This window comes from Anatilimnocola aquadivae, assembly GCF_049819085.1.
GTDB lineage: Bacteria > Planctomycetota > Planctomycetia > Pirellulales > Pirellulaceae > Anatilimnocola.
This window is the reverse complement of sequence record NZ_CP187419.1, coordinates 6,077,617-6,099,417: the sequence shown is the minus strand read 5'-3', so window position 1 is coordinate 6,099,417 and position 21,801 is coordinate 6,077,617. Positions and strand designations below refer to the sequence as shown.

General features: G+C 58.5%; 8 protein-coding genes. 3 read left to right on the top strand and 5 right to left on the bottom strand.

Annotated features, from left to right (window positions below; genetic code table 11):
• The first annotated feature begins 868 nt into the window (after nucleotides 1–868).
• A complete protein-coding gene (locus tag NA78x_RS23995) occupies nucleotides 869–1,252 on the top strand; it encodes a hypothetical protein (protein WP_425614918.1) in 384 nt (127 codons plus the stop codon).
• Between the two features lie 12 nt (nucleotides 1,253–1,264).
• Here NA78x_RS23995 and NA78x_RS23990 read toward each other — a convergent pair whose 3' ends face one another.
• Entirely contained in the window at nucleotides 1,265–2,452 is a 1,188-nt protein-coding gene (locus NA78x_RS23990; protein ID WP_425614917.1) for a cysteine desulfurase family protein, read from the bottom strand.
• A 68-nt stretch (nucleotides 2,453–2,520) separates the two neighbouring features.
• Complete coding sequence (locus tag NA78x_RS23985; RefSeq protein WP_425614916.1) at nucleotides 2,521–3,498, bottom strand: hypothetical protein; 978 nt, start codon at nucleotides 3,496–3,498, stop codon at nucleotides 2,521–2,523.
• Nucleotides 3,499–3,725: 227 nt separating this feature from the next.
• On the opposite strand from NA78x_RS23985, the gene NA78x_RS23980 reads away from it, so the two are divergent.
• Both NA78x_RS23980 and NA78x_RS23975 read left to right on the top strand, forming a co-directional pair.
• Nucleotides 3,726–5,537, top strand: a complete 1,812-nt coding sequence (locus tag NA78x_RS23980; protein WP_425614915.1) for a sulfatase-like hydrolase/transferase — start codon at nucleotides 3,726–3,728, stop codon at nucleotides 5,535–5,537.
• A 122-nt stretch (nucleotides 5,538–5,659) separates the two neighbouring features.
• Complete coding sequence (locus NA78x_RS23975) at nucleotides 5,660–6,814, top strand: hypothetical protein (RefSeq protein WP_425614914.1); 1,155 nt, start codon at nucleotides 5,660–5,662, stop codon at nucleotides 6,812–6,814.
• A gap of 15 nt (nucleotides 6,815–6,829) precedes the next feature.
• Here NA78x_RS23975 and rnhA read toward each other — a convergent pair whose 3' ends face one another.
• From rnhA to NA78x_RS23960, 3 genes are all read right to left on the bottom strand, one after another.
• Nucleotides 6,830–7,312: a ribonuclease HI gene (rnhA, locus tag NA78x_RS23970; RefSeq protein WP_425614913.1), complete on the bottom strand. Its 483-nt coding sequence runs from the start codon at nucleotides 7,310–7,312 to the stop codon at nucleotides 6,830–6,832.
• A gap of 4 nt (nucleotides 7,313–7,316) precedes the next feature.
• Nucleotides 7,317–9,755, bottom strand: a complete 2,439-nt coding sequence (locus NA78x_RS23965; RefSeq protein ID WP_425614912.1) for a transglutaminaseTgpA domain-containing protein — start codon at nucleotides 9,753–9,755, stop codon at nucleotides 7,317–7,319.
• A 165-nt stretch (nucleotides 9,756–9,920) separates the two neighbouring features.
• On the bottom strand, nucleotides 9,921–21,785 hold the full coding sequence (locus tag NA78x_RS23960; protein ID WP_425614911.1) for a dockerin type I domain-containing protein: 11,865 nt from the start codon (nucleotides 21,783–21,785) through the stop codon (nucleotides 9,921–9,923).
• Nucleotides 21,786–21,801 lie beyond the last annotated feature (16 nt).

Genomic DNA, 21,801 nt, shown 5'->3' with positions numbered 1-21,801 from the left:
GGAACCGGATGCGTTCGCGGCCTGGGAGATTGCCCGCCCGATGGCGAGCAAAATCTGCTCCCTTTTGTCCAATAACTGGTCGCCTCGTGCGCTGCGCATCGTCGCCATTCGCGGCAAAACCTGCCTTCGGCGTTCCAACTCGCCGGAGGTTTTTGGACACGTGCCTTGTTCTCGCCTGGCAGTCCTCGCAGCGACTTTGATAACCACTTTTGATAACTTTTTCGCGCGAATTTTCGAGCTCATCATTTTCTTGCAACTCGCTATGCTGCCGCGAGTTGCGGCGACGACAACCGGTTATCGGCCCGTCTGCGCGATAACCGTTTGATAACCATTGGGGCTTGCTGTTCACCCTGGCTGCGCTTGCTCCCTGCGCGCGTTCACCAGCGACGCAGAACTCTCTGCCTGTCTCGGTAGTAACCATTTCGCCCCCCTCCGGACCACACGCGCGAACGATGTCGGCAATAACTGCTAATAACTACACACCTGTAAAATCCTGGCAGGTGCGCAGCACATCGTCAATAGTAAGTGATAAAATATTGTCGATTATTTTCGCCGTGGAGCGAAGAGGACTTCTGGTCACCGACGAGACAAGTTCGGCTGGGTCCCAAACAAACTGCGATCTGCCGTTTGACAAAGAATCACCAGTAGTGCAAATTCCAGTTCGTTCTGGTTTCAGGTAACAGTTCTTCGTGATGAATGATTCGGCATGTGGGGGCATATCACATACGAGGTCGCTGAACTTCAAGGCAACTTCTACTGCACCAGTTGCTGCGCAGAGCGAGGGTTTGTGGTGCTGCGAACCTGGCGCGCACGCTTGATATGCTTCATTCCTTTTGGTCGGCAAGTGGAGGGCGAACGAGTCGAATGCATGACGTGTCGTACCACCTTCCCCATCTCGATCTTGGCACACTACGCGTCACCAGTGGCTAGCGGGCTCGCGGCGGGGCAGGAAGGTTCGAATGCCTTCGCCGAGAACTTTGGCACGGTCGTGCAACTCACCCCTGCCGCCGCGGAACAGATCACATTGCTGCACAGTCAGGGGAGATTTGGCGGCGACGTAGCCGTGCGAATTGAGCCGGCTCGCGCAATAGGTGGCCAGGTTGCAGTCGCCTTTGATTTTCCGCTTGCCGATGGCCGCGACTGGATCGGCTCCTCTGGCGGAATCCCGATCGTCATTGATCGTCGTTCCGCGCCGGAGCTGCTGGGAAGCACGATTGATTTTCGAGAAGGTCAGTTCGTTCAGATGAAATGATGGCTTTGTGGTCTAAGCCATGCTGCTGAGCGCCCGCAGGCGACGGACGTTGTCGATGACTAATTGCGCGGCGAAGTCGACTTCGGCGGTGGTGTTGAAGCGGCCGAGACCGAAACGGAGACTTGCCAGCGTGAGATCTTCCGTCTGACCAATCGCCCGCAGCACGTGGCTGGGCTCGGGATTGGCCGAAGTGCAGGCACTACCGCTGGAAACGGCCACGTCGCGCATGCTCATCATCAGCGCTTCGCCTTGCACGAAGGGAAAGGCACCATTGAGATTGCCGGGAAGCCTAAGGTTCTCATCGGCTGACCAAACGGGGCCATTCAGCACCAAGTCGGGCAAAGCCTGACGTAATTGCGAGTAGAGTCGTTCTCGTAATTCGTAAAGTCGGGTGGCTTCGGTTGGCATCTCGGCCAGGCACAGATCGAGCGCCGCGGCAAAGCCAATGATGCTCGCGACAGGCAAGGTGCCGCTGCGTAGGCCATGCTCCTGACCACCGCCGTCGATCTGCGCTTCGAGTCGCGTCCCCCGGCGAACGTACAAGGCACCAATTCCCTTGGGTCCGTACAGCTTGTGAGCCGTGAATGACATCAGGTCGATATTCAGTGAGTCGACATTCACCGGAATCTTGCCGACAGCCTGCGTGGCATCGCAGTGCAGCGGAATGCCTCGCTCGCGGCAAATCGACCCGATGGCTGCAATGGGCTGCAGGACGCCGATTTCGTTGTTGGCGAGCATCACACTCACCAGGCAAGTATCGTCCCGCAAGGCAGTTTGGAGTGTATCGAGATTCAATCTTCCCGCCGTGGGACTGCCCACTTGCTCGACGGGCAGCAGCGACACTTCGAAACCCTTGCGGGCCAATTTCTTCAGCGGATCGAGGACCGCCTTGTGCTCGGTAATCACACTGACGATGTGATTGCCCCGCCGTCGAACTCGTTCGGCAACACCTCGAATCGCCAGATTGTTGCTTTCGGTTGCTCCGCTCGTGAAGACAATCTCGCGCTCACCGGCACCGATCGCTGCGGCAATGCGACCGCGGGCATCATCGAGTGCCGACTTCGCCTCCCAGCCAAAGCTATGGCTGGTGCTTCCCGCATTGCCATACACCCTCGTAAAGAACGGCAGCATCGCATCCACCACGCGCGGGTCGACCCGCGTGGTCGCGTGATTGTCCATGTAAATCGGTGTCTGCAGCATGAATCCAGTTTACACTGCGATCGCGAGACGTTTGCGACGAGCTGCCAGCGCGGCAGCGAGGGAAGTTTCTAGTTCTTCCATTCCTTCCACACACGAAACGCGGCGTGGGGCTTGCGGTCGGGGCTCATCAGCCCCCAGGACTTTTCAATTTCGAGTTTCGATTCGATGGCTTTCCAGGGAAGATCGAAGGCTTCGAAGCCGACGCTGTGGCAAGCCCAGCTTTCACCGGCCTCCGCCACAAGACTGGCCTGGGTGTAGTGATGCCAGAACTCGCTTTGAGAAGTGGGCGAATAGAGCGGGCCACCCGCGTGCGGAAAGCCGGTCTCTTTCACAATCACAGGCTTGCCGGTCTTCTTGGCGATCTTCGCCGCTTCTTCGCGCGTCCAGGCAGCGGCCCTATCGGCGGGCAGGTCCTTACGATCGAAGACCGGATGGATGTTCGGGCAGAGGAAGTCGCCGAACTTGAGAATCGTGTCGATCTGATAGCCGTGCAGCGGTTCGCTGGTGCTGACGGGAACATTCTGCGGCAGCGACTTACGCAGGCGAGCTTCGGCAATGGCGAGGTCTTCCAGTTCGTACCGCTTGAAGGTGATGCCTTCGTTGCCGACTAGCACCCCCATATTGAAGACGCCGTCGTACTGCTTGGCGAGCGCCGCGACGCCATCCACTTCCGCCATCGACTTTGGGTTCCAGATTGCCAAGAGTAGCCCGCGATACTTGAGCTCGCGCGCCACAGCCACAATGCGCGGCGTGCACTGCTCGTGGTAACCATAGAGCACCAGACCATCGAAGGCCGGACGCAGCGCCGTGAGATCGGCCCGGATCGAACTTGTCAGTAACTTGCCTTGATTGGCTTCGCTCCGCGGATCGAGTTCCGCCGGCGTGTAGCAAATCATCTTGCCGGGTGTCTCTTTGCTGGTGAGATACGAAAATAGTGGATAGGAGTTATCCGTCTTATGTTGGGCGCTAACACTGCTGGCGAAGAAGCAGGTGAGTGCAAAGGCGATAATCGCCGCACGGCGGATGTTCAGAAGAGACCTGTTCATAAAAACCGCATTCATAAAAAGCTGTGCCAGAAGTGGAACGAGGCATTGCCTTGGTGCAGGGAGTCGCTTGAGAATGTAGTCCGCCCCCAGCTGCCCGGCTAGTAACATCGCATCTCATGAGCCGGAAGCGTCAGCGCCCGGAGAGTACGTATCTGGGGAATGCGAGAAAATACTCTCCGGGCGCTGACGCTTCCGGCTCAGGTAGGAAAACAAGGCGGAAACCTCTCATGCGAATCCTTAGTCTCTGTTGGTCGGTCATCTTCCTGTTGTTACTAACGAGCCCTGATTTCGCCTGTGCGGCGGAAAAGGATCGCCCGAACGTCGTCATTTTTCTCGCCGACGATGCGGGCTGGGGCGACTACAGCCGTAACGGCAATAAGCAGGTTTCGACGCCGAACATCGACTCGCTCGCTGCGGGCGGTGTCACGCTCGATCGCTTCTTTGTCTGTCCCGTTTGTGCGCCGACGCGAGCCGAGTTTCTCACCGGCAGATATCATCCGCGCACCGGCGTGTATGGTGTTTCCACGGGCCAGGAGCGAATGAACCTCGACGAGCGAACGATCGCTGAGGCCTTTCAAAAAGCAGGCTACGCGACGGGTGCATTCGGTAAGTGGCACAACGGCAGCCAGTGGCCCTATCACCCGATGGCCCGCGGTTTTGATGAATACTACGGCTATACCTCGGGGCATTGGGGCGAGTACTTCGATCCGCCGCTCGAACACAACGGCCAACCTGTGCGGGAGAAGGGTTACATCGTTGATCTTTGCACGAATCGCGCGATTGAGTTTATCGAACGGAACAAAGCCAAGCCGTTTCTCTGCTACGTCCCGTTCACAACGCCGCATTCACCCTGGGCAGTGCCCGACAGCGATTGGCAGCGATTCAAAGACAAGCCCATCATGCAGCGCGGAACACAGCTCAGGCAGGAAGTCCTCGACGAAACCCGTTGTGCGCTCGCGATGCTCGAGAATCAGGATGCCAATGTCGGCCGTGTGCTGAAAAAGCTCGACGAACTGAAGCTGACGGAGAACACCATCGTTGTGTACTTCAGCGACAACGGCCCCAATAGTTGGCGCTGGAACGGCGAGATGAAGGGACGCAAAGGGACGACCGACGAAGGAGGCGTTCGCTCGACGTGTTTTGTTCGCTGGCCGGCAAAGTTGCCCCAGGATCACACCGTGAAGGAGATTGCCGGTGCGATTGATTTGCTGCCGACGCTCACCTCGCTAGCCGGCATTCCGCGCGTTGGCGATAAACCCCTTGATGGTCGTGATCTCTCACCCTTGCTGCTGAAGCAAAAAGCCGAATTGCCCGAGCGGATGATCTTTTCGAGTTGGAACCGAAATGTGAGTGTGCGGACGCAAACGCATCGGCTCGATATTCAAGGTCAGCTGTTCGACATGGTCGCAGACCCTTCCCAGACGAAAGCCATCACTGAAGGCGAAACTGCGCTCGCGACCAAACTGGTCTCCGCCGTGACCGCTTGGCGAAAGGACGTGGGTGTTGCGGGGCCTGGCGGGCAAGCCAATGCCGGCAAGAAGAAATCGGTCGATCCCCGGCCCATTCCCGTTGGTTATCGAGAATTTCCGCGTACCTGGCTCCCGGCTCGCGATGGCGAACCACTGGGCAGCGTGAAACGTAGTTCGAATGCACCGAACAGTTCGTACTTCGTGAACTGGACCAGCAAGGAGGATTCGCTGGTCTGGGAAATTGAAGTGCACACCTCCGGCAAATACGCGGTCGAACTGCTTTACACTTGCCCGCTGGATTCCGCCGGGGCCACCGTCGAACTCAGCTTTCTCAAGGACAAATTGAGCGGCCCGATCACCCCAGGTTGGGACCCGCCGCTCTACACCAATCAAGACACGATTCCACGCCCGCCCGCAGAATCCAAAATGAAAGAGTTCCGCCCGCTCAAGCTTGGCACTATGCATCTGGAAGCAGGGACCGGCCCGCTTACTCTGCGTGCAACCGAAATCCCCGGCAAGGAAGTGATGCACCTGCGCGCGATGACGCTGACGTTGCTGGAAAGCAAATAGCATCCCGCAAATGCGTGGCTGGGTCTGAAGCCAAATACACGTCAAACCAAACCGTCGACGGGATACTCGCAGTTAGTTTTTTGGAATACGAGAAATCGCACCGAACAGCAAAGGATTAGCTCATGAGTGAGTATCAGTATGTGGCGTTTCGGGCCATTGATGGACCGGTTTCTCCCGAGAATATGAAGTTCATGGAGAAGCAATCGAGTCGAGCGGATATCAAACCGCATTCTTTCGAGAACGAATACCACTACGGCGACTTTCGCGGCAACGCCAAAGAGATGCTCCAGCGCGGGTACGACATTCATTTTCACTACGCCAATTTCGGTGTTCGGAAAGTGATGATTCGTTTTGCCGACGGCCTGCCCAACCTCAAAGCGGTCGATGCCTATCTAAACGGGGAGGGTATCGGGCTACTAGAAGATAAGAATGGGCCGGGATTGATCTTGGAGATCAGCCCTTCCAGTGACGGCGGGTCGTTCGCCCAGGATCTTTACCCCCGAGATAAGATTGACGAGTTGGTGCCGTTGCGAGACGAAATTCTTGCCGGTGACCTGCGCCCCTGGTATTTGGCTCACTTGGCAGCGAGCGCCGACGACTACATCGATCCCGACGAATTCATCGAAGGTCCCGTTCCGGCAGGCCTGGGTCAGTTGACATCCGCTCAACATGCACTCGCTCGAGTGTATGGCTTGGACGAGTACTTGCTGCGGGCCGCTGCCGTCAACAGCGAGCCGTTGCCCGACAATAGCACGTCCGATAGCAACTATCTGGCCTGGGTTCAGCAGCAACCGCCAGAGATCAAAGACGCCTGGCTGGCAAAGCTTATGAACGATGCCAGTTCGAATGTTCGACGTGAATTGCTAGGTCAGTACCATGTCCAGCAAAACCTGCCCGCTTGGCCAACTACACCCGGCACGCGATCGCTTCGCGAGCTTCGCGCCGCTGCGGAAGTCTTGAGCAACGAGGCCGAACAGCGGCGAGTTGCCGTCGCTGCGAAGAAGCGGAAAGAGGAGCTTGCGAAGATCGCCGCCAATCCCAAATCGTTCCTGAATGAGTCGGCAAAGTTGGCGGAGAAGCGGGACTACAGCGGTGTAGCAAGCTTGCTGGTCGACATTCGCGAGGCGCTGGCCGATACACCTCTCGCCAATCTGGCTGCGGAACAAGCCAAGCAATTGAAGAATGACTTTCCGAAGTTGCGCCTATTGACGTCGGCGCTGCGAAAAGTCGGCTTCGTGCTCAAGGAAGTGAAGCCGAAAATAAAGGCCAATAAGTAGCGATCACAATATTAACTACGAATACGCTCCGCTGCGGTAGGCTTCGACGGCCAACTCGTCGCAGCGGTCGTTTTCGGGATGGCCGCTGTGGCCGGCAACTCGCGTGAGCTTGAGCTGGTGCTTGGCCATCTGTTCGTCAAGCTGCTTCCAAAGGTCATCGTTTTTTAGAGGTGCGAGCTTCCCTTTTTCTTTGCGCTTCCAGCCGTTTTTCTTCCAGCCTGCCATCCACTCCTGCATTCCTTTGCGCACGTATTCGCTGTCGGTGAAGATCTCGACGTACACCGGACGCTTTAGCGTGTTCAGGCCTTGAATGACGGCCATCAACTCCATGCGGTTGTTGGTGGTCTCTCGCTCGGCACCGAAGACCTCCTTTACGGTCTTTGTGGCCGGATGCTTCAAAATGAAGGCCCAGCCACCAGGACCTGGGTTGCCGCTGCAGGCACCGTCGGTGAACAGGAGGACTTCGGGCTTGGCGGGGAGATCGCTATCCGTCGACATGAGTTCATCCATTCTTTCGTACTACGTTCGGCCGTTGCGATAGGGCCTGCTGCAGATTCGCCAGAGCAAGTTGCAAGTTGTGCTCCGCGGCCGAATCGGGGCCGCCAAAGCGTACGCGATGATAGCCGTCGAACACGGATTGCAACATGCCAACAACGGCGCGACCGTCGCCGGTTGATTTGGCTTCGTCGCTAAGTTTTTCCGCGGCTAGTGCCAGCAACTCTGCCGCTGTCGCTTGAGGCTGGACCTTGATGCCGCGTCGCGCCAGCAATTGTTCAATGGCGGTGAATCGATTCGCTGCGGTGTTTCTGCCTGGTTGACGATGCCACCAGCGACCGCTGACGAATCGCAGCAGCAACAATACACCTGCCAGGACAGCCGGCGAAGCGACAACGAGCAGGCTGAGCAACATAAACCGCAGCCAAGGTGTTTGCCCGGGTTCACCGGACGGTTGCTCGGCAGCCGACGGGCCGCCGAGAAAACCCTTCGCCCATTTGGTCAACCGCTGCGGATTGAAGTTCTGCGGGAAGAAATCCCGCGAGCGAGCGGTGATCGGATCGATCACCGATTCCTGTCGACCAGCGTTGAGCCCCAGGACATAATCGCCCCAGACGTAGTCGGCATAGTCGAAGGCATCCGAAATGGGATTGAATGTTTGCGACCGAGCTTCTCCCTCGGTTTGATCGGCGGACCCCGGAGTGGGATCGAGCCGATACCAAGCGCCGCCGCCGTTCAGTTTGCCAGCGATTTGATCGGGCGGAATATCGTTCGGTGGGAGGAGCACTTCGACCCAAGCGTGGGCATGCTTTTGCCGCACGAGGTAGTACTCGCCCAGGGCATTCCAATCGCCACCCTTATAGCCAATCACCATTCGCGCGGGAATATTCTGGCTGCGGAGCATCATCACCAGGGCACTAGCGAAATACTCGCAATGCCCTCTCTTACGGTGAACGACAAAGTCCTCGATGGGATCGAGCCCCAAGCGATCGCCTTCGGTGTGCTGAGGATCATTCAAGTCGAGCGAGTAAACATATTGCCCACTACCAAGCAGCAGGTTTTGCAATGCCAGGGCCCGTTCGAGAGCCGAAGCGTTCTGCAGGTTGGCCTCGAGAATCACGTCGTCGGAGATTTTCTTCAGTCCGGGAAATCGCTCGGGAATGAAGTCGCTCAGTCGCACGCGGTCCCGCTCAAAGGCACTTTCACTTTCCAGAAACAGATCCTGGCCCGAGGCGGCAGCCGGATGATAGTGAGGGGTCGCCCTTAACTGGCGGCTGTTGCGAATTGCGGTCGTACCAATCGAATAGCGGAATTCGCGCGTGGCTAAGATTTGATCTTCCTGCGGCATCCGGACCAAACGAGGCGACTGCCGATACTCACGCACGCTGCCGGGCGTATCGGGCAGAAACTGCACGGGCATAACGGCAAATAGGACTGGCGAGTTGCTGGCTTCCAGCACCACTTCTTGCCGGACCACTTCGCTGAGGTTGACATTATCGACTCGAGACGAACCGCCGCGCGAACGCCGCGGTCCGATGGAGTATTCCGTCGTCCAGCGATGGCCGTTGGCGTCTTGCCCGTAGTTCGTCAGCACTTGGCCGTGAAAATAAGGTTCCGAAACGAGCGCCACCGGCTCGCGATTGTCTTCGCGAGAAAAGCTGACGCGCATCACGGGCTGTTCGCTTAACGAGACCTGCCCGCGAGTGCGCAACTCCACTTCGCCGCTGAAACCGCTAACGCCGCCGCGACCGCGCGAGGTTTGCCACATCGCCTCGCTCATGCGCGGTGCGGAGAAAAAGAAAATCAGCGTAAAGAGAATACTGGCCAGGGTGATCATCAACACGCTGCGCATCAGCCACGATCCCTGGACCCAATGCTCAAGCTGATGCTGCCGAGAACTGATGAGCAACCTGGGCGGGTCCAGCAAACGATGCAGCGACGTGGGCGACTTGGGGGCCGCAGGCACCGCCTCCGATTCGTGCCCCAATTCGCGCTGGTAACACAACAGCAACATGCAGGCGATGGCATTCGCCATGTACAGAATGAGCAGCAACCCAAACTGCGGCCCCAGTGACAACGCGGCCGCCACGACGACCTGCAACACGCTGAGCACCAGCAGCTGCCAATAAACGCGGCGTGACTTTTCTTGAAAGACCAGCACCACCTGCAAATAGATCAGCATGTGCGAAATCGTCAGCAGCTGATCTTCGCGCGCTTGTCGCAAAAAGTTTCGCATCGACCAACTGACGGCGATGAGCGCGCCAAGGTTGCCCAGCGTGCGCGGAACCTTCACCCAATGCTTGTAGTCGGTGACAAACAGAGCTACCAGCGAAGAAAGGGCCAGGGCATAGGGAAACGGGCTGCTATCGCCGGTGAGGATGAGAAACGATCCTCCCAGCACCGCGAGCGCGGCGGTGTGAAACTGCAGCCAGCGTTGCAAACTCATCAGCGAGGTCTATCCGCTTGCCAGTGAAGAGCTGTTCGTCCCTGTCTTTTTGAGTATAGCAAACGGGTGGTTCGCCAGCTTGGTTGCGGCAGGCAACGAAAAAGGCCCGTTCATCGCGGGGAATGAACGGGCCTGGAGTTTTCCATCTGGCAGCCAGCAATTCGCTTACAAATCGCCCTCTTCCAGGATGGCGAGAAGTGCATCGTCGTTCGTCGAAGTGTCGCCACCCGATCCGCCCACGTCTTCGCCGCCGCTCAAGGTACCGACGGGATTCTGGTTCAGGTAATTGATGACCTGCAGAGCATCGAAGGCGGTGACCTTCAGGTTTTGATCGACGTCGAGGAACGGAGCCCGGATGAAGCCCTTGGTTGGCACCGTGGATGGTCCAGCCGAAGTGTTCAACCGGTTGATGACTTCCAGAGCATCGAAGGCCGTAATGCGGCCGTCGTTATTTACGTCCAAAGCATTGTTGCGATTGGTTCCAGGCAACACGGAGGTGAGCGTCGCTGGAGGATCGAAGTTGCCCACGATCGGCAGCGAGAACTCGTCGCCGAATTGCATGTACAGATCGTTGCCGAACGGCACAGGCGTGAACTTGACCAACTGCTGGCCAGGGAACACGGGCAACGGATCATTGACGATGCGTTGCGGAATGGATGGTCCCAGCACGGCTGGACCGCCACTCGGGGTGTCGTTCGCCACAACACCCGACATGAGCCAGTACCATTCCGAGCCGATCCCTTCGACCTGCGTCGAACGATCGGGGGTCCACAAGCCGATGTCGTCGAAGCCGTCCATGTTCATATCGGCGGCTACTGGGCGTTCGCCAGCTCCGGGGAAGCCGAAGTGGAAGGTCGAATCGATGGTGCCATCGACCAGGCCGCCCGATGAACTGCTGAGCGACAACTGGAAGGTGTCGTCGGTCCAGGTACCCAGGTCGTAGTTGCCGTCACCGTCGAAGTCGCCGGTGAAGCCGTAGCCACTAACCGGCCAAGCGATGACGCGGCTACCACCTGCATCGTTCACTTGGAAGTCGTGATCGGTATCGAGATACCAGGTATTGCCTGTGAACAGGCCGACTTCGTCGCCGGCATTGGCACCGAAGTTACCGGCCACTGGGAAGCCGTTGATGCCACTGGGGTCGACCGTTTCGATGTTGGGCACACCGTCGTTGTCGGTGTCGATCTGCCAACGCCACTGACCGTTCACGCGCCCATAAGCGGCGAGCTTATCGAAGCCGTCTGCAGCGGCGGCACCGGTCGCGGCAAAGTTGCCCGCGAACAGTTCGTCGCTGGTGTAACCCAGCAGGAACGCAATATCGCGGTTGGTGAAGTCGGTGTTGTCTTGATCGAAGATCTGGTTGCCGTTGATATCAATCCACGCCGAGCCTGCGGCCCAGCTACCAAGTTCCGGACGAGTATCGACCGTGAAGCGAGCCACAAAGTCGCCACCGGGGATACCATCGCCACTGGGGAAGTCGGGCTGATCGTGGGGTTCAATGGCCTGCGATTCACCGTCCAAGTGATTACCCACGGGATCTTGGATTGAATCGTCCAAGGTCAACGTAAAGCGATCATCGGGCAGCGTGAGGATCGTGTCGTCGGCATCGCCAGGGATGCCGTTCGGGTCGCTACCGAAGGTGATCGTGATGTAACCACGAGCAAAGTCGGGGAGCGAGAACGGATCGAGCGGAACCGTGTTGGGGTTTTGATCGGCTGTGAAGGTGATGCGGCGAATCGGCATGTTGCCCGAGTAGTCGCCAATGACGTTCACCAAACCGAGTGGCAGGTCGTCAACGCCACCGTTGATGATGGCACCGTTCACGGGGTTGACCAGGTTCGTATCAGTCTTGATGGCCTGATAGACGAAGTTGGCCACGCGAGCGGGCAGATCTTGAATCTTGACAATGACCGAGTTCACCAGTGGCGTCGGTACCAGTGTGCCGGAGTTGAAGGTCACCGCGTTGACGGTGGCGACATTGATGCTGAAGCCAGCACCAGCACCACCGAGATTCGCATTCGAAGCCGACAGCACATTGCCGACGACATAGCCGCTGCCGCCGCCGACGAGCACCACATTGGTCACGTTGCCACCAGGGCCCACGGTGATATTGGCAAAGGCATTCAGGCCCGCACCACCAGTCAGCGGCACGTTCTGGTACACGCCCGGCACATAAGCACCGCCACCCACAAGGCCGGCGAGTGTGGCAATCGAGTTGCCAGCGACCGATTCGTACTTGTGATCGAAGACGTTGTAGGTGCTGTCGACCGTGTTGAAGCGAACGTCGGTCACTTGCGGACCAACGGTGTCGATGAAGATCGCGAGTTCTTCAATCTCGGCAATGACTGCCGAACCTACGTTGCCCGACAGGTCTTCTGCAGTTGCGAAGATGGTTCGCAAACCATCTTCGACGGGGAAGAACTGCGGATCGTTGAACGACACGGTCGATTCAGCTTCCCACCACCCGCCAGGCAATTGGTTGGTGCCGTCTTCGGGATTGGCAACGGTTTGAGCAATCAAGATATCGAACGGATCGAGCACACCGATGATCGTGCCGGGGTAAACGGCCAGATTCGTGTTGTCGACGTAAAGCCGGACGATGCTGTTCGCTTCGGCCGTGCCGTAGAACCGCGGCGTGAGATCGCTGGTGAGGCCATCGGTGAACGTGAGCGGCATTCCTTCGACGCCCGTATCGCTATCGGGATGCAAGCCGTCGGTCGCGGTGAATTCGAAACCCGTTTCGGTGCTGGTTGGCAGACCGAAGTAGACGGGCGGCGGTGTCACATCGACCACGATCTCGAGCGATTGGCTCGGAGCACCAAAGCCAGTGGCGCGCACGACGTTCGCAGCGGGGCTGGTATCGGCGGGGTCGATCATTTCGACCTTGGCCGTGATGAAGTGGCTGCCAATCGACAGAGCGGTCGTGAACGTGAAGGTGTACAGACCCGTCGCATTCACCGGAGTCGCATAACCGAGCAACACAGGGTTGTGCGTATCGGTTTCGTCGAAGATCGCTACGCGGAAGCCCGGTGTAAAGCCACCAGCAGGCTGCAAACTCGGGTTCAACGAACCGTTGAGTTGATAGGTGATCGGAATCACCTGGTCTGGCGGCGGTGCATTGGTTTGCCCCGCGGGATTGCCCGGCAGATCGTTCAGCAGGATGGCATCATCCAGGCGGAAGAAGATCGTCGGGGTGTTATCGCGGGTGTGATTATCGAACTGCGAGCGACCGGTATCGACGCTTTCGATTTGGAACAAGTCGCCGATGGCTGGAGCCCCGGTGAACGAGCCCGCTGCGAAGGTGAAGCCACCCGCACCGTTGTAGGTCAGAACCTGAGCCCGCTGACCGTTGAGATCGCTGGGGTTGCCAGGTGTGCCGAGGAAGTAGACAAACTTGCCGACGTAGAAGCCAGGAACTGCAGACAAGCCAGCGGCCGGAGCTGTGAAGCTGGTCGGAGTTGGAGCGGCCGAGACAGCCGAGGTGGCAATGATGTCGTCGAGTTCCAGGTCGCGAGCGACCGGAGCCGCCGAGTTCACCACGCTGAGGCTGTAGGCGTTCACGGCCGGACTGACGTTCGGCGTGCCATCGGCTGTGAGCGTTGCGCCGGCAATCCGCAGGTAGTAGGTTTGACCCTGAACCGCAGGAATGCGAACGCGTTCGTTGGCGTTCGGGGCGGTATCGAGTTCGGCACCACCATCGTTGGTTCCGAAGGTTCCGAGGCCAGCAATGGCCAGAGGCACACCGCTCACCAGGCCATCGGCGTCGTACACGGCAATATCGAGATTGCCGTTGCCGGGCAAGCCCGCCCGACCGTTCGCCAAAGCGGCCAGTTCACGGAAGTAGACTTGGAAATCGAGCGTACCCGTCGCGTTCGCCACCACGCGATACCAGTCTTCGTCGCCCGGCAATCCAAAGCCAGGAGGAACCGCAGCGCCGTCTGGGTCGATGCCAGGATCGATCGTGCCTTGCAAGTCTGCGACGCCGTTGCCCAGGAACGTGGCATTGGTCAATTGACCGTTTTGCTCGCGTGGATCGTACGGCAGCACAATCAAGCGGCCCGCGTTGTCGGTTCCGGTGGCACCCGTGATGGTGTTGACCGGATCGAGTGTCGAAAACTCGACGTTGGTGTAGATGACCGGAGCATTCGTCCCCACGCTGAACGAGCCGCTGCTGGCTACGCCACCGATGCGTTGAATCGTCGTGTCGCCGAGTCCCAGTTCGCGAACGCTCAAGCGATCGTCGGTTGGGCCGGAGCCACCATCGACCGTGATTCGCATCGTGAACAGAGGGCCGTTGAAGTAGCTATCGTCGTGAGCCACACGGATGGTATCGCCACCCGAGCCCGAGACGATGCTGACATTTTCGACGGTCGTGGCAGTGGCCGTGGTGACGATCGTATCGGTTTCGGTACCTGCGCCACCGATGATGCCATCGAAGCCCAAGAGCGTGTTCGAAACTTCGTATACCAGCGGGAAGGACAACGCTGCGCGAGCATTCTGTTGCAGATCGATGCGGTCGTTGGCGCTGGTCCCTTGTACCAGGATGGTATCGAAATCATCGCCACCGTCGATCGTATCGAGCCCCAGACCACCGACGAAGGTATCTTCACCAGCGTCACCGTTGAGCGTATCGTCGCCAGCACCACCGTAGATGGTATCGTCACCGGCACCACCACTGATGACCTGCGAGGCGACGCCGCCATACAGAGAATCGTTGCCCAAGCCGCCCGACAGTGTGCCATGGCCGCTAATGAAATCGTCGCCATCGCCACCGTTGATTCGCAGGTTCGCAGCGGCATAGAAGGGGATCAAGTTGTCGTTGGCAACGATTGCGTCGTTACCTTCGTTGCCATTGAAGACCAAGATGTCGTTGTCGGCTGTAACCGGATTGTCGATTCGCACGTCGTAACGCAGACCCGTGATCGAAGCACGATTGGCCAGCGTTTGGGTAATGTTCACGTTATCCGAGACATTGCGACCATTGACCGTTACCGAGTCTGGAACGCCTGCCTCGACCCCCAGATCCAAGGTGACCGTGCGAACATCGGTCGCATAGAGGTCATTCACCGTGAATGCATCGGGACCAACCAAACCGCGGATGTCAATCTCTTCGACCCCCGCGATATCCATGTCGATTGCACCACCACCGAACAGCAGTTCGGTACGAGTTCCCACGGCATTCAGAGCGAAGATGTTCGCACCGCCATTGCCCAGGAAGACCAACTGGTCGCTTTCGTTGGCACCACCTTCGATTAGGTCGCTGCCATCGCCTGGTTCCCAGACGAAGATGTCGGAACCGTTGCCGCCGAACCAGCGATCGTTACCACCATCGTCGGCCGCGCCGTTACCAAGCCCCACATCGCCGAAGCGATCGTTGCCGTCTTCGCCGTAGATGGTATCGGCACTGCCCGCACCAATCAGAATGTCGTTGCCCGAACCACCGTAGATCAAGTCTGCATTCGGGCTGCCAACGACGCTGTCATCCCCTTCGCCGGCATAGATTGTCGCCAAGCCGGCATCGAGCACACCCAACAGGTTGACGATGTCGTTGCCCGTACCGGCATCGATCACCTTAACAAGATTCAAGACATTCAAGTCGAGATCGATATTGTCGTTGCCACTCAGAGTGGACAAGTTTAGTTGATCCACTCCGGCGCCCAGCGTAATGATGGCAAGAGAGGCAGGAGTGGTTAGCGAGACCGCCGTGGCGGTCGACGTTACCGTATCCGCGCCCGCCGATCCAACAAAATCGACAACATCAAAACCACCGCCGCCATTGAAGGTAACTCGTCCAGTTCGAAGGAAGTCGAAATCTGGGCTGAGGAGCGATCGGAGCGTGCCGCCGAACTCAATGCTGGCCTCATAGCTGAGAACGTCGTTGACAATGGTTCCGTTAACGGTCAGTTGGTCGAGCCCGGCAACTTCGCCCGCATCATAAACGACATGCTCGACCGTATTCGCGGTAATCGTCGGCAATCCGGTGATGTTGACCGTCGCCGCATTGAATGCCGTGGGAGTATAGGCGACCGTGTCGACACCAGTAGTGCCGACCACAATGACCTTATCGCTGGTAGTTGGATCACCGCCGTTGACTGTGATGGACGTCAACGCTGTGGGTGTGTTGGGGTTGTTCAGGCTAATCGTATCGCTGCCGCCGAGAGCGTTGATCGTCAAAGTTGTCTTATTGGAGAACTCGATCGTTTCGTGATCGTCAACGGAGATCAAGCCGTTCGTGGCTACGCTGCCCACGCCGTAATTAATGGCATTCGACGCGTTGTTGGCATTCACGATCAAAGTGGGCGAGACCACCAGGTCGACGACTGGTTCCAGATTCACGAAGTCGATCACCATCGGTGGCAAGGCAGCGTCGGCGTAGGTCAGCTGACCTGCTCCCACCGCCGCACCGGGTGTATAGGTGGTGCTCGTAAGCGGAACCGTGAAGCCTGCTCCGCCGATGACCGTCAGAATGTCGGCACCGGTGCCACCATCGTATTCGAAGCCGGTGCCGCTGAACTTGGCATTCAAATTCATGTTGAAGTTCAACGAATCGTTTCCAGCGCCGCCCTTCACGTTCACTTGCACATCGCCGAACAGGGCAGCACTCGTGGTGCTGGGGCCGGTGATGTTGAACGTGTCGTTGCCAGCCAGGCCTTCAAAATTGAGGGTGGCAATCGGGGCAAACACGGGAATGACCGGAGTTGGATCGAGGAACCCACGCAGGCGATACAGGATTGCGCCCGTGGCGGTGTCGGTCACGGTTACTAGCGGACCGCCGAGCAATTGACTGGCGTCGGAGTTGATTTGGAAGGTCTCGTTGCCGCTGGTTTGCAAGGCATCGGGATTGGTACCGAGCAACGTGAGTGTGTCGGTATCGTTCACAAAGCCATCATCGTCGAGCACGATGATGTCGGTGTTGGCAACGTAATCGATATCGACAATCGGAGTACCAAAGCTGCCGTTCGTGACGATGATCTCGCCGTTATCGGGCCCCGCTGGCTTGATGACGATGTCTTCGCTGACTTGCCCGCCAAACAGGGCGGTGTGCAGGATGATCAAGTCGGCCTGGTTGCCGTCGGCACCCACCGGGTTGCCTTCGTTGAACGAAACATCGATGCCCCAGCCTCGCGGAGTGTCGTCGGCGTAAGGTGTGATTTCCAGCGTATCGATATCGTTCGGACCAACGCTGGGTGTTCCGGGCGGTGGGTTCTGATCGTCGCCAAACACGTTCAGGAAGAAGACATTGTTGATGAAGATCGGGGCGCTGCCGTTGATCTCGAGCGTGAGTTCGTTGACGCCCTCGCTGTTGCCGTCGATATCGCGGCCGATCACTTCGAAGTTGTCGTTCTGGTCGACGGCTGGATCGTTGTTATCACCGATCAGGTTCACCACGCCATTGCCTGCGAATAGTGACAGACGTTCGATCGAGCTATAGGTGATGCCAAACGGTCCCACGTTGCCGCTGTAGGTCACCGTGACGTTTGGTGGCGTGGCTTTATCGCTGAAGATGTTGGTGTCGCCAGGGCCCGTCAAGTTGAGCTGATCGCCGACCGGTCCGTTGGGCCCAATGATGAGCGAAGGCAAGTTGCCGTTCACTTGGATATTGAAATTCGGCGACACGAAGGCCGTGATGTTGTCGGAGATGCCGTTCGGCTGCGCGACTGCTTCGTCGCCACCATTGACGATTACCGCCGCTTGTTGGGCTGGTGACGGAGGCGTCGCCTGCACGAAGCTGACATTGTCGACATAGACCGGCACGCGGATATCGGCCAGTGCGCCGTTGAGCACGCGTACGTCGGTGAAGCCAACCGGTGCAGGGACCAAAGCGCCATTCACCGAGATGGTGTCGTAGGCATTGCCGACGCCGAAACCAGGGATCAACACGCCTGGGCCAAAGCCGAAGATGTTGAGTGCGCCACCGGTGACGAGCGGGTTTTCGCTCGATGCGTACACGATCGCTTGATCGCCACCGCCGGCTACGGCGCCGTCGCCAAATAGGCGCAGGCCAGAGGCTGGGGTCATACCGTTGATGAGCAAGTCGGGGCCTGTACCGCCACCAGCAAAGCCTGGCAAGCTGCCGGCGACAGTTTCGGGAGGGGTGTTGAGGTAGGGCGTGCCGCCGAGGAATACCGTGGCCGACGAAGTGTTGTTCAGCAAGCCAACGGTGAGCAGATCGTTGGCAGAAGTGCCCGTGACCCGCGCGGCATCGTTGGTGCCCGTGCTGCCAAAGATGACTGTTTCCAACGTGGTCGTTTGCAGGGCTAGACTGCCGCCACCATTGCCGCCGAAGAGGCCGTTGCCAGCCGTTTGCGCGGTGATATTCAGGCCGCTGGCTGCATTCTGAAAGTCGTAGTTGAGATCGCGTGCGAAGGCCCCGTTGTTATCGTTGATCTGCAGCAAGTCGCGATTTTCGCTGTTCACGACTGGATTGCTGCCGCCCGCGATAGAGAGCGATGTCACGGGGAACGCTGCAATCTGGCCAATGTGTTGGCCGATGTTCAGTACCAGCGTGTCGTTGCCCGCATCGGCGTCGAACACGTTGCCGGCCGACAGATCATCACCCAGGATGGTCCAACTATCGTTGCCGCCGTTGCTATCGATGGTTGACGTCACCGTGGCCGTGGTGGCGTTGACAATCAACGTGTCGCCAGCAGTGTTGCTGGTTTGCAGATTGAACAATTCCAGATTCGCGCCAGCCCAAGTCACATCGTTGACGGCAGCCCCATCGCCGAAGTTCAAACGACCGATGGTGCCGACACGATCGAGTACGTAGGTATCGAGGGCCACGTCGCCGAAGTCGCTAATGTTCAGGACATCGCCGGCGCCCGCGCCCGTGTCGACATTCACCTGACCGTCAATCGCATTGAGGTTTGCCGCGCCCGTGAGCGTGGGAGCAATGCTCGAGATGTTAACGGTATCGGTGCCACCCAGCGTGTTGACGTTGTAGACCGATCCCGTACGCGTACTTTGAATATTGAAAGTATCGCCGCCCGTATTGGACGTGGTGACCGTGATCGTTTCGATCTGGTCACCAAGACCGTAGTTGATATCGGGGACTGCTGCGGAACCGGTGATCCCTTCGATCGTGTTCAGGGTGAGCAAGACGGTCTTGGCAGCGGCGTCGGCCGAGCCATTCACGTTCAGGATGTCGCCCGGAGCAGCTTCATCGCCGGCTGGCGAGACATTGACCTGACCCAGGAGATCGAGGGTCGTATTGTCGGAGCCGACATTGAACGTATCACCACCAGCGCCACCGAACAGATTGGCGGTGATGGTTGCGGGCAATGACAGGACATTGATCGTGTCGATGGCCGCGTCGGTGTTGCCGAGATTGTCGGTATCGAGGTTGATCGTCGTTTCGGTGCTGGCTGCATCGAGCGAGGTAAGGTTGATGGTGTCGGCACCGTCGCCGCTGCGAACCGTGACCGTAGCAAAGCCGCGATAAAAGGCCGTTTCGAAGAGATTGTCACCCGTGACTTGGTTGCCACCGGCACCAGCAGTGTTGCCGGCGTCGTCACTGACGTTCATCGTCGTCAAACCAGCATTGGCCGAGGCATCGACCAGCAGGCTGCCGCCCGCGCCAGCGAAGATCACGGGGGCGAGACCTTCGAACGACGTGGTGAACTGACCGTTCACATTCACGACGCCGCTATTGGCGGCCGCGACGACGTCGCTGAAGTAGGCAACGTCCTGGGCACTGGTGAAGTTGTAGCGCAGACTGTCTGCATCCGCGCCGCCGACGTAATTGAAGCCGACGATGGTTGGCGTCCGCCCGCTGGCGGTCATGGCCGTGTTGGTGTGAGCACCAGGAGCGGCAACGCCAAAGGCAGGAAGTCCGCTGACGGTTTGATTGACGCGGGCCAGGTCGGCACCGGCCAAGCCGTTGAAGGTAATCGCAGTCGTCGTCGAGAAGTTGACGACAGGACCGGCATTCAAGCGATAGCTGTTCGTCCCGGCAGCCGAGCGTTCCAGGTCAAGCGTATCGGCCCCCGCAGTACCGTTGACGGTGACCGGACCGAGATTCGCCGAGAGATTAATCGTTTCGATCGAGGTGTAGGCAAACGGTTGGAAGCCCGCGATGGTGATCACACCTGCGTTGTCGGTGACAGCACCAGCAGCGGGTGCGTTGATGTTCAGCACGTCGCCGGGCAACGTCGGCAGAGTTGGTGTGCCGCCATTGATGGTGAAATTGATTCCGCCGACCGCAGCGGGGGTGAAGTTGATCGTATCGCTGAGTGTTCCCGCATTCAGAGCAACTGCGGTGATGCCGGCATAAGTAATCGTGGGTGTTGCGTTGCGCGTGACGGTTGTGGAATTCAGTCCGTAAGTATTCGCGGTCGCATCGGCTGCATCGAGTATGTTAAGCGTGTCGCCCGCATCGCCGCCGCCGTTCACAGTGACCGCTGCGGCGATGTTATCGAGCGTGCCGTTGCCGATATTGATCGTATCGACACCCGCATTGGTGTTGACCGTGGTCGGCACCGAAGCGCTGTTCACACTAATGATGTTGGCACCGGCGCCGACGGTGAGCAACAGCGTCGAAACCGTCGCATAGGTGACGCCGCCGAAGCCGGCGGGCACACTGCGAGTCACGGTATTGTTGGTGATGGCATAGTCGGCAACGACTGCAGCGCCGCTGCCATCGACCGTCAAGGTTGCTCCTGCAGCGTCGCCATTTACGACGACAGCGCCAGCGACGTTCGTCAGGTTTCCCGGCGCACCAATCACACCCGTGTTGCCGATATTGATCACATCGAGCGCATCGCCCGTGTTGATCGTCGTCGTCACACCGACGGGAGTGTTCGTCACATTCACCGTATCGATGGCGGTGTTGCCATTGATCGTAAGTCCGGTCAAGGCAGCGCTGGCGGCTGTCAGGGCCACATTAAAGGTATCTGCGCCACCCAGCCCGGCCACCACGATCGTGGTTTTGTTCTGCAGATCGTGCAGTTCAAAGGTTGGGGCGCTAACGCGAGTGAAGGCACCGTTGGGAGCTACGGTGATGGTTTCGGCGGCAGCGGTGCCATTTACCGTGAAGGTCGCAGCGACGTTGCTGTCGGTGATGGGGGCCAGACCGGTGTAGTTGATCGTCGCAGCGCCGGTCGTTCCGCCGGCATAGACGATCGAACCATCGGTCGTATTGATGGGCGTCGAAACACCCGTGGCAAAGTTACCGCCGGTCGAAATCAGCGAGTCGAAGTTGCCGCCACCGTTGTAAGTGAGCGCGCCCGTTGGTAGCGGATTGCCGCCGGTGTTGTTCACCGTGAGGACGTCGTCGCCCGCGCCGCCGTTGATGATCAGGTTGGTGAGCGAGGCAGTGGGGATCACCACGGGAGGCAAGGTATTGATGGTGATCGAGGTATTCGCACCCAATCGTGCCACCGCGATTGTATCGGAGCCATCGGTCGCATTGATCGTAGTCGTGGCATCGAGATCGATGACGTTCAGGCGAACATTGTCGAAGTTGGTCTGCACGCCCGTCGAGACTAACTCAACCGAAAGTGCGCCGGTGCCGGTGGCGTTGTAGCCGTATAGCACGATATCGCCAAAGCCGCCATCGGGGGGCGCAAAGTTGGCTTGCGTCCCAGTGGCGATGATGTTCGCGCCTTCCTTCAAATTAATCGTGTAGCCTGGGAACACCAGATCGGAACGATCGCCGAGCGTGACGCGCAATTCGTAGAGCTTGCCGGGGACAGCAGCGACCAATGTTTGCTGGCTGAGACCACCATTCGAGAAGGCGACTTGCTGGCCGTCTGGTACAGCAACCGCGTATTGCGAGCCAGGTGCGAGTGGATTGAAGACGCCACCGGCGGAGACCCAATCAGTCATCGGGCCCGTAGCATCGTCCGCGACGGCGGGGTTTTCAAACGAGTGGTTGGCAATCGCAATCGGCGTGGTCGCCATCACGCGGCGATCTTCCAATTGCTCCATTCGCAGCGACCGCAGGCGGGTTCGCTCGAAGCGTTGATTCAAAAATTGGCGGCGCTGAAAGGAACGAGAGAGAGAACGGCGATTAGGCAGGCGAATGCTCACGCGACAGGCTCCTAGA

Coding starts and splice junctions, on each gene's coding strand:
- NA78x_RS23995 (WP_425614918.1), top strand. CDS start 869: ATGACGTGTCGTACCACCTTCCCCATCTCGATCTTGGCACACTACGCG.
- NA78x_RS23990 (WP_425614917.1), bottom strand. CDS start 2,452: ATGCTGCAGACACCGATTTACATGGACAATCACGCGACCACGCGGGTC.
- NA78x_RS23985 (WP_425614916.1), bottom strand. CDS start 3,498: ATGAACAGGTCTCTTCTGAACATCCGCCGTGCGGCGATTATCGCCTTT.
- NA78x_RS23980 (WP_425614915.1), top strand. CDS start 3,726: ATGCGAATCCTTAGTCTCTGTTGGTCGGTCATCTTCCTGTTGTTACTA.
- NA78x_RS23975 (WP_425614914.1), top strand. CDS start 5,660: ATGAGTGAGTATCAGTATGTGGCGTTTCGGGCCATTGATGGACCGGTT.
- rnhA (WP_425614913.1), bottom strand. CDS start 7,312: ATGTCGACGGATAGCGATCTCCCCGCCAAGCCCGAAGTCCTCCTGTTC.
- NA78x_RS23965 (WP_425614912.1), bottom strand. CDS start 9,755: ATGAGTTTGCAACGCTGGCTGCAGTTTCACACCGCCGCGCTCGCGGTG.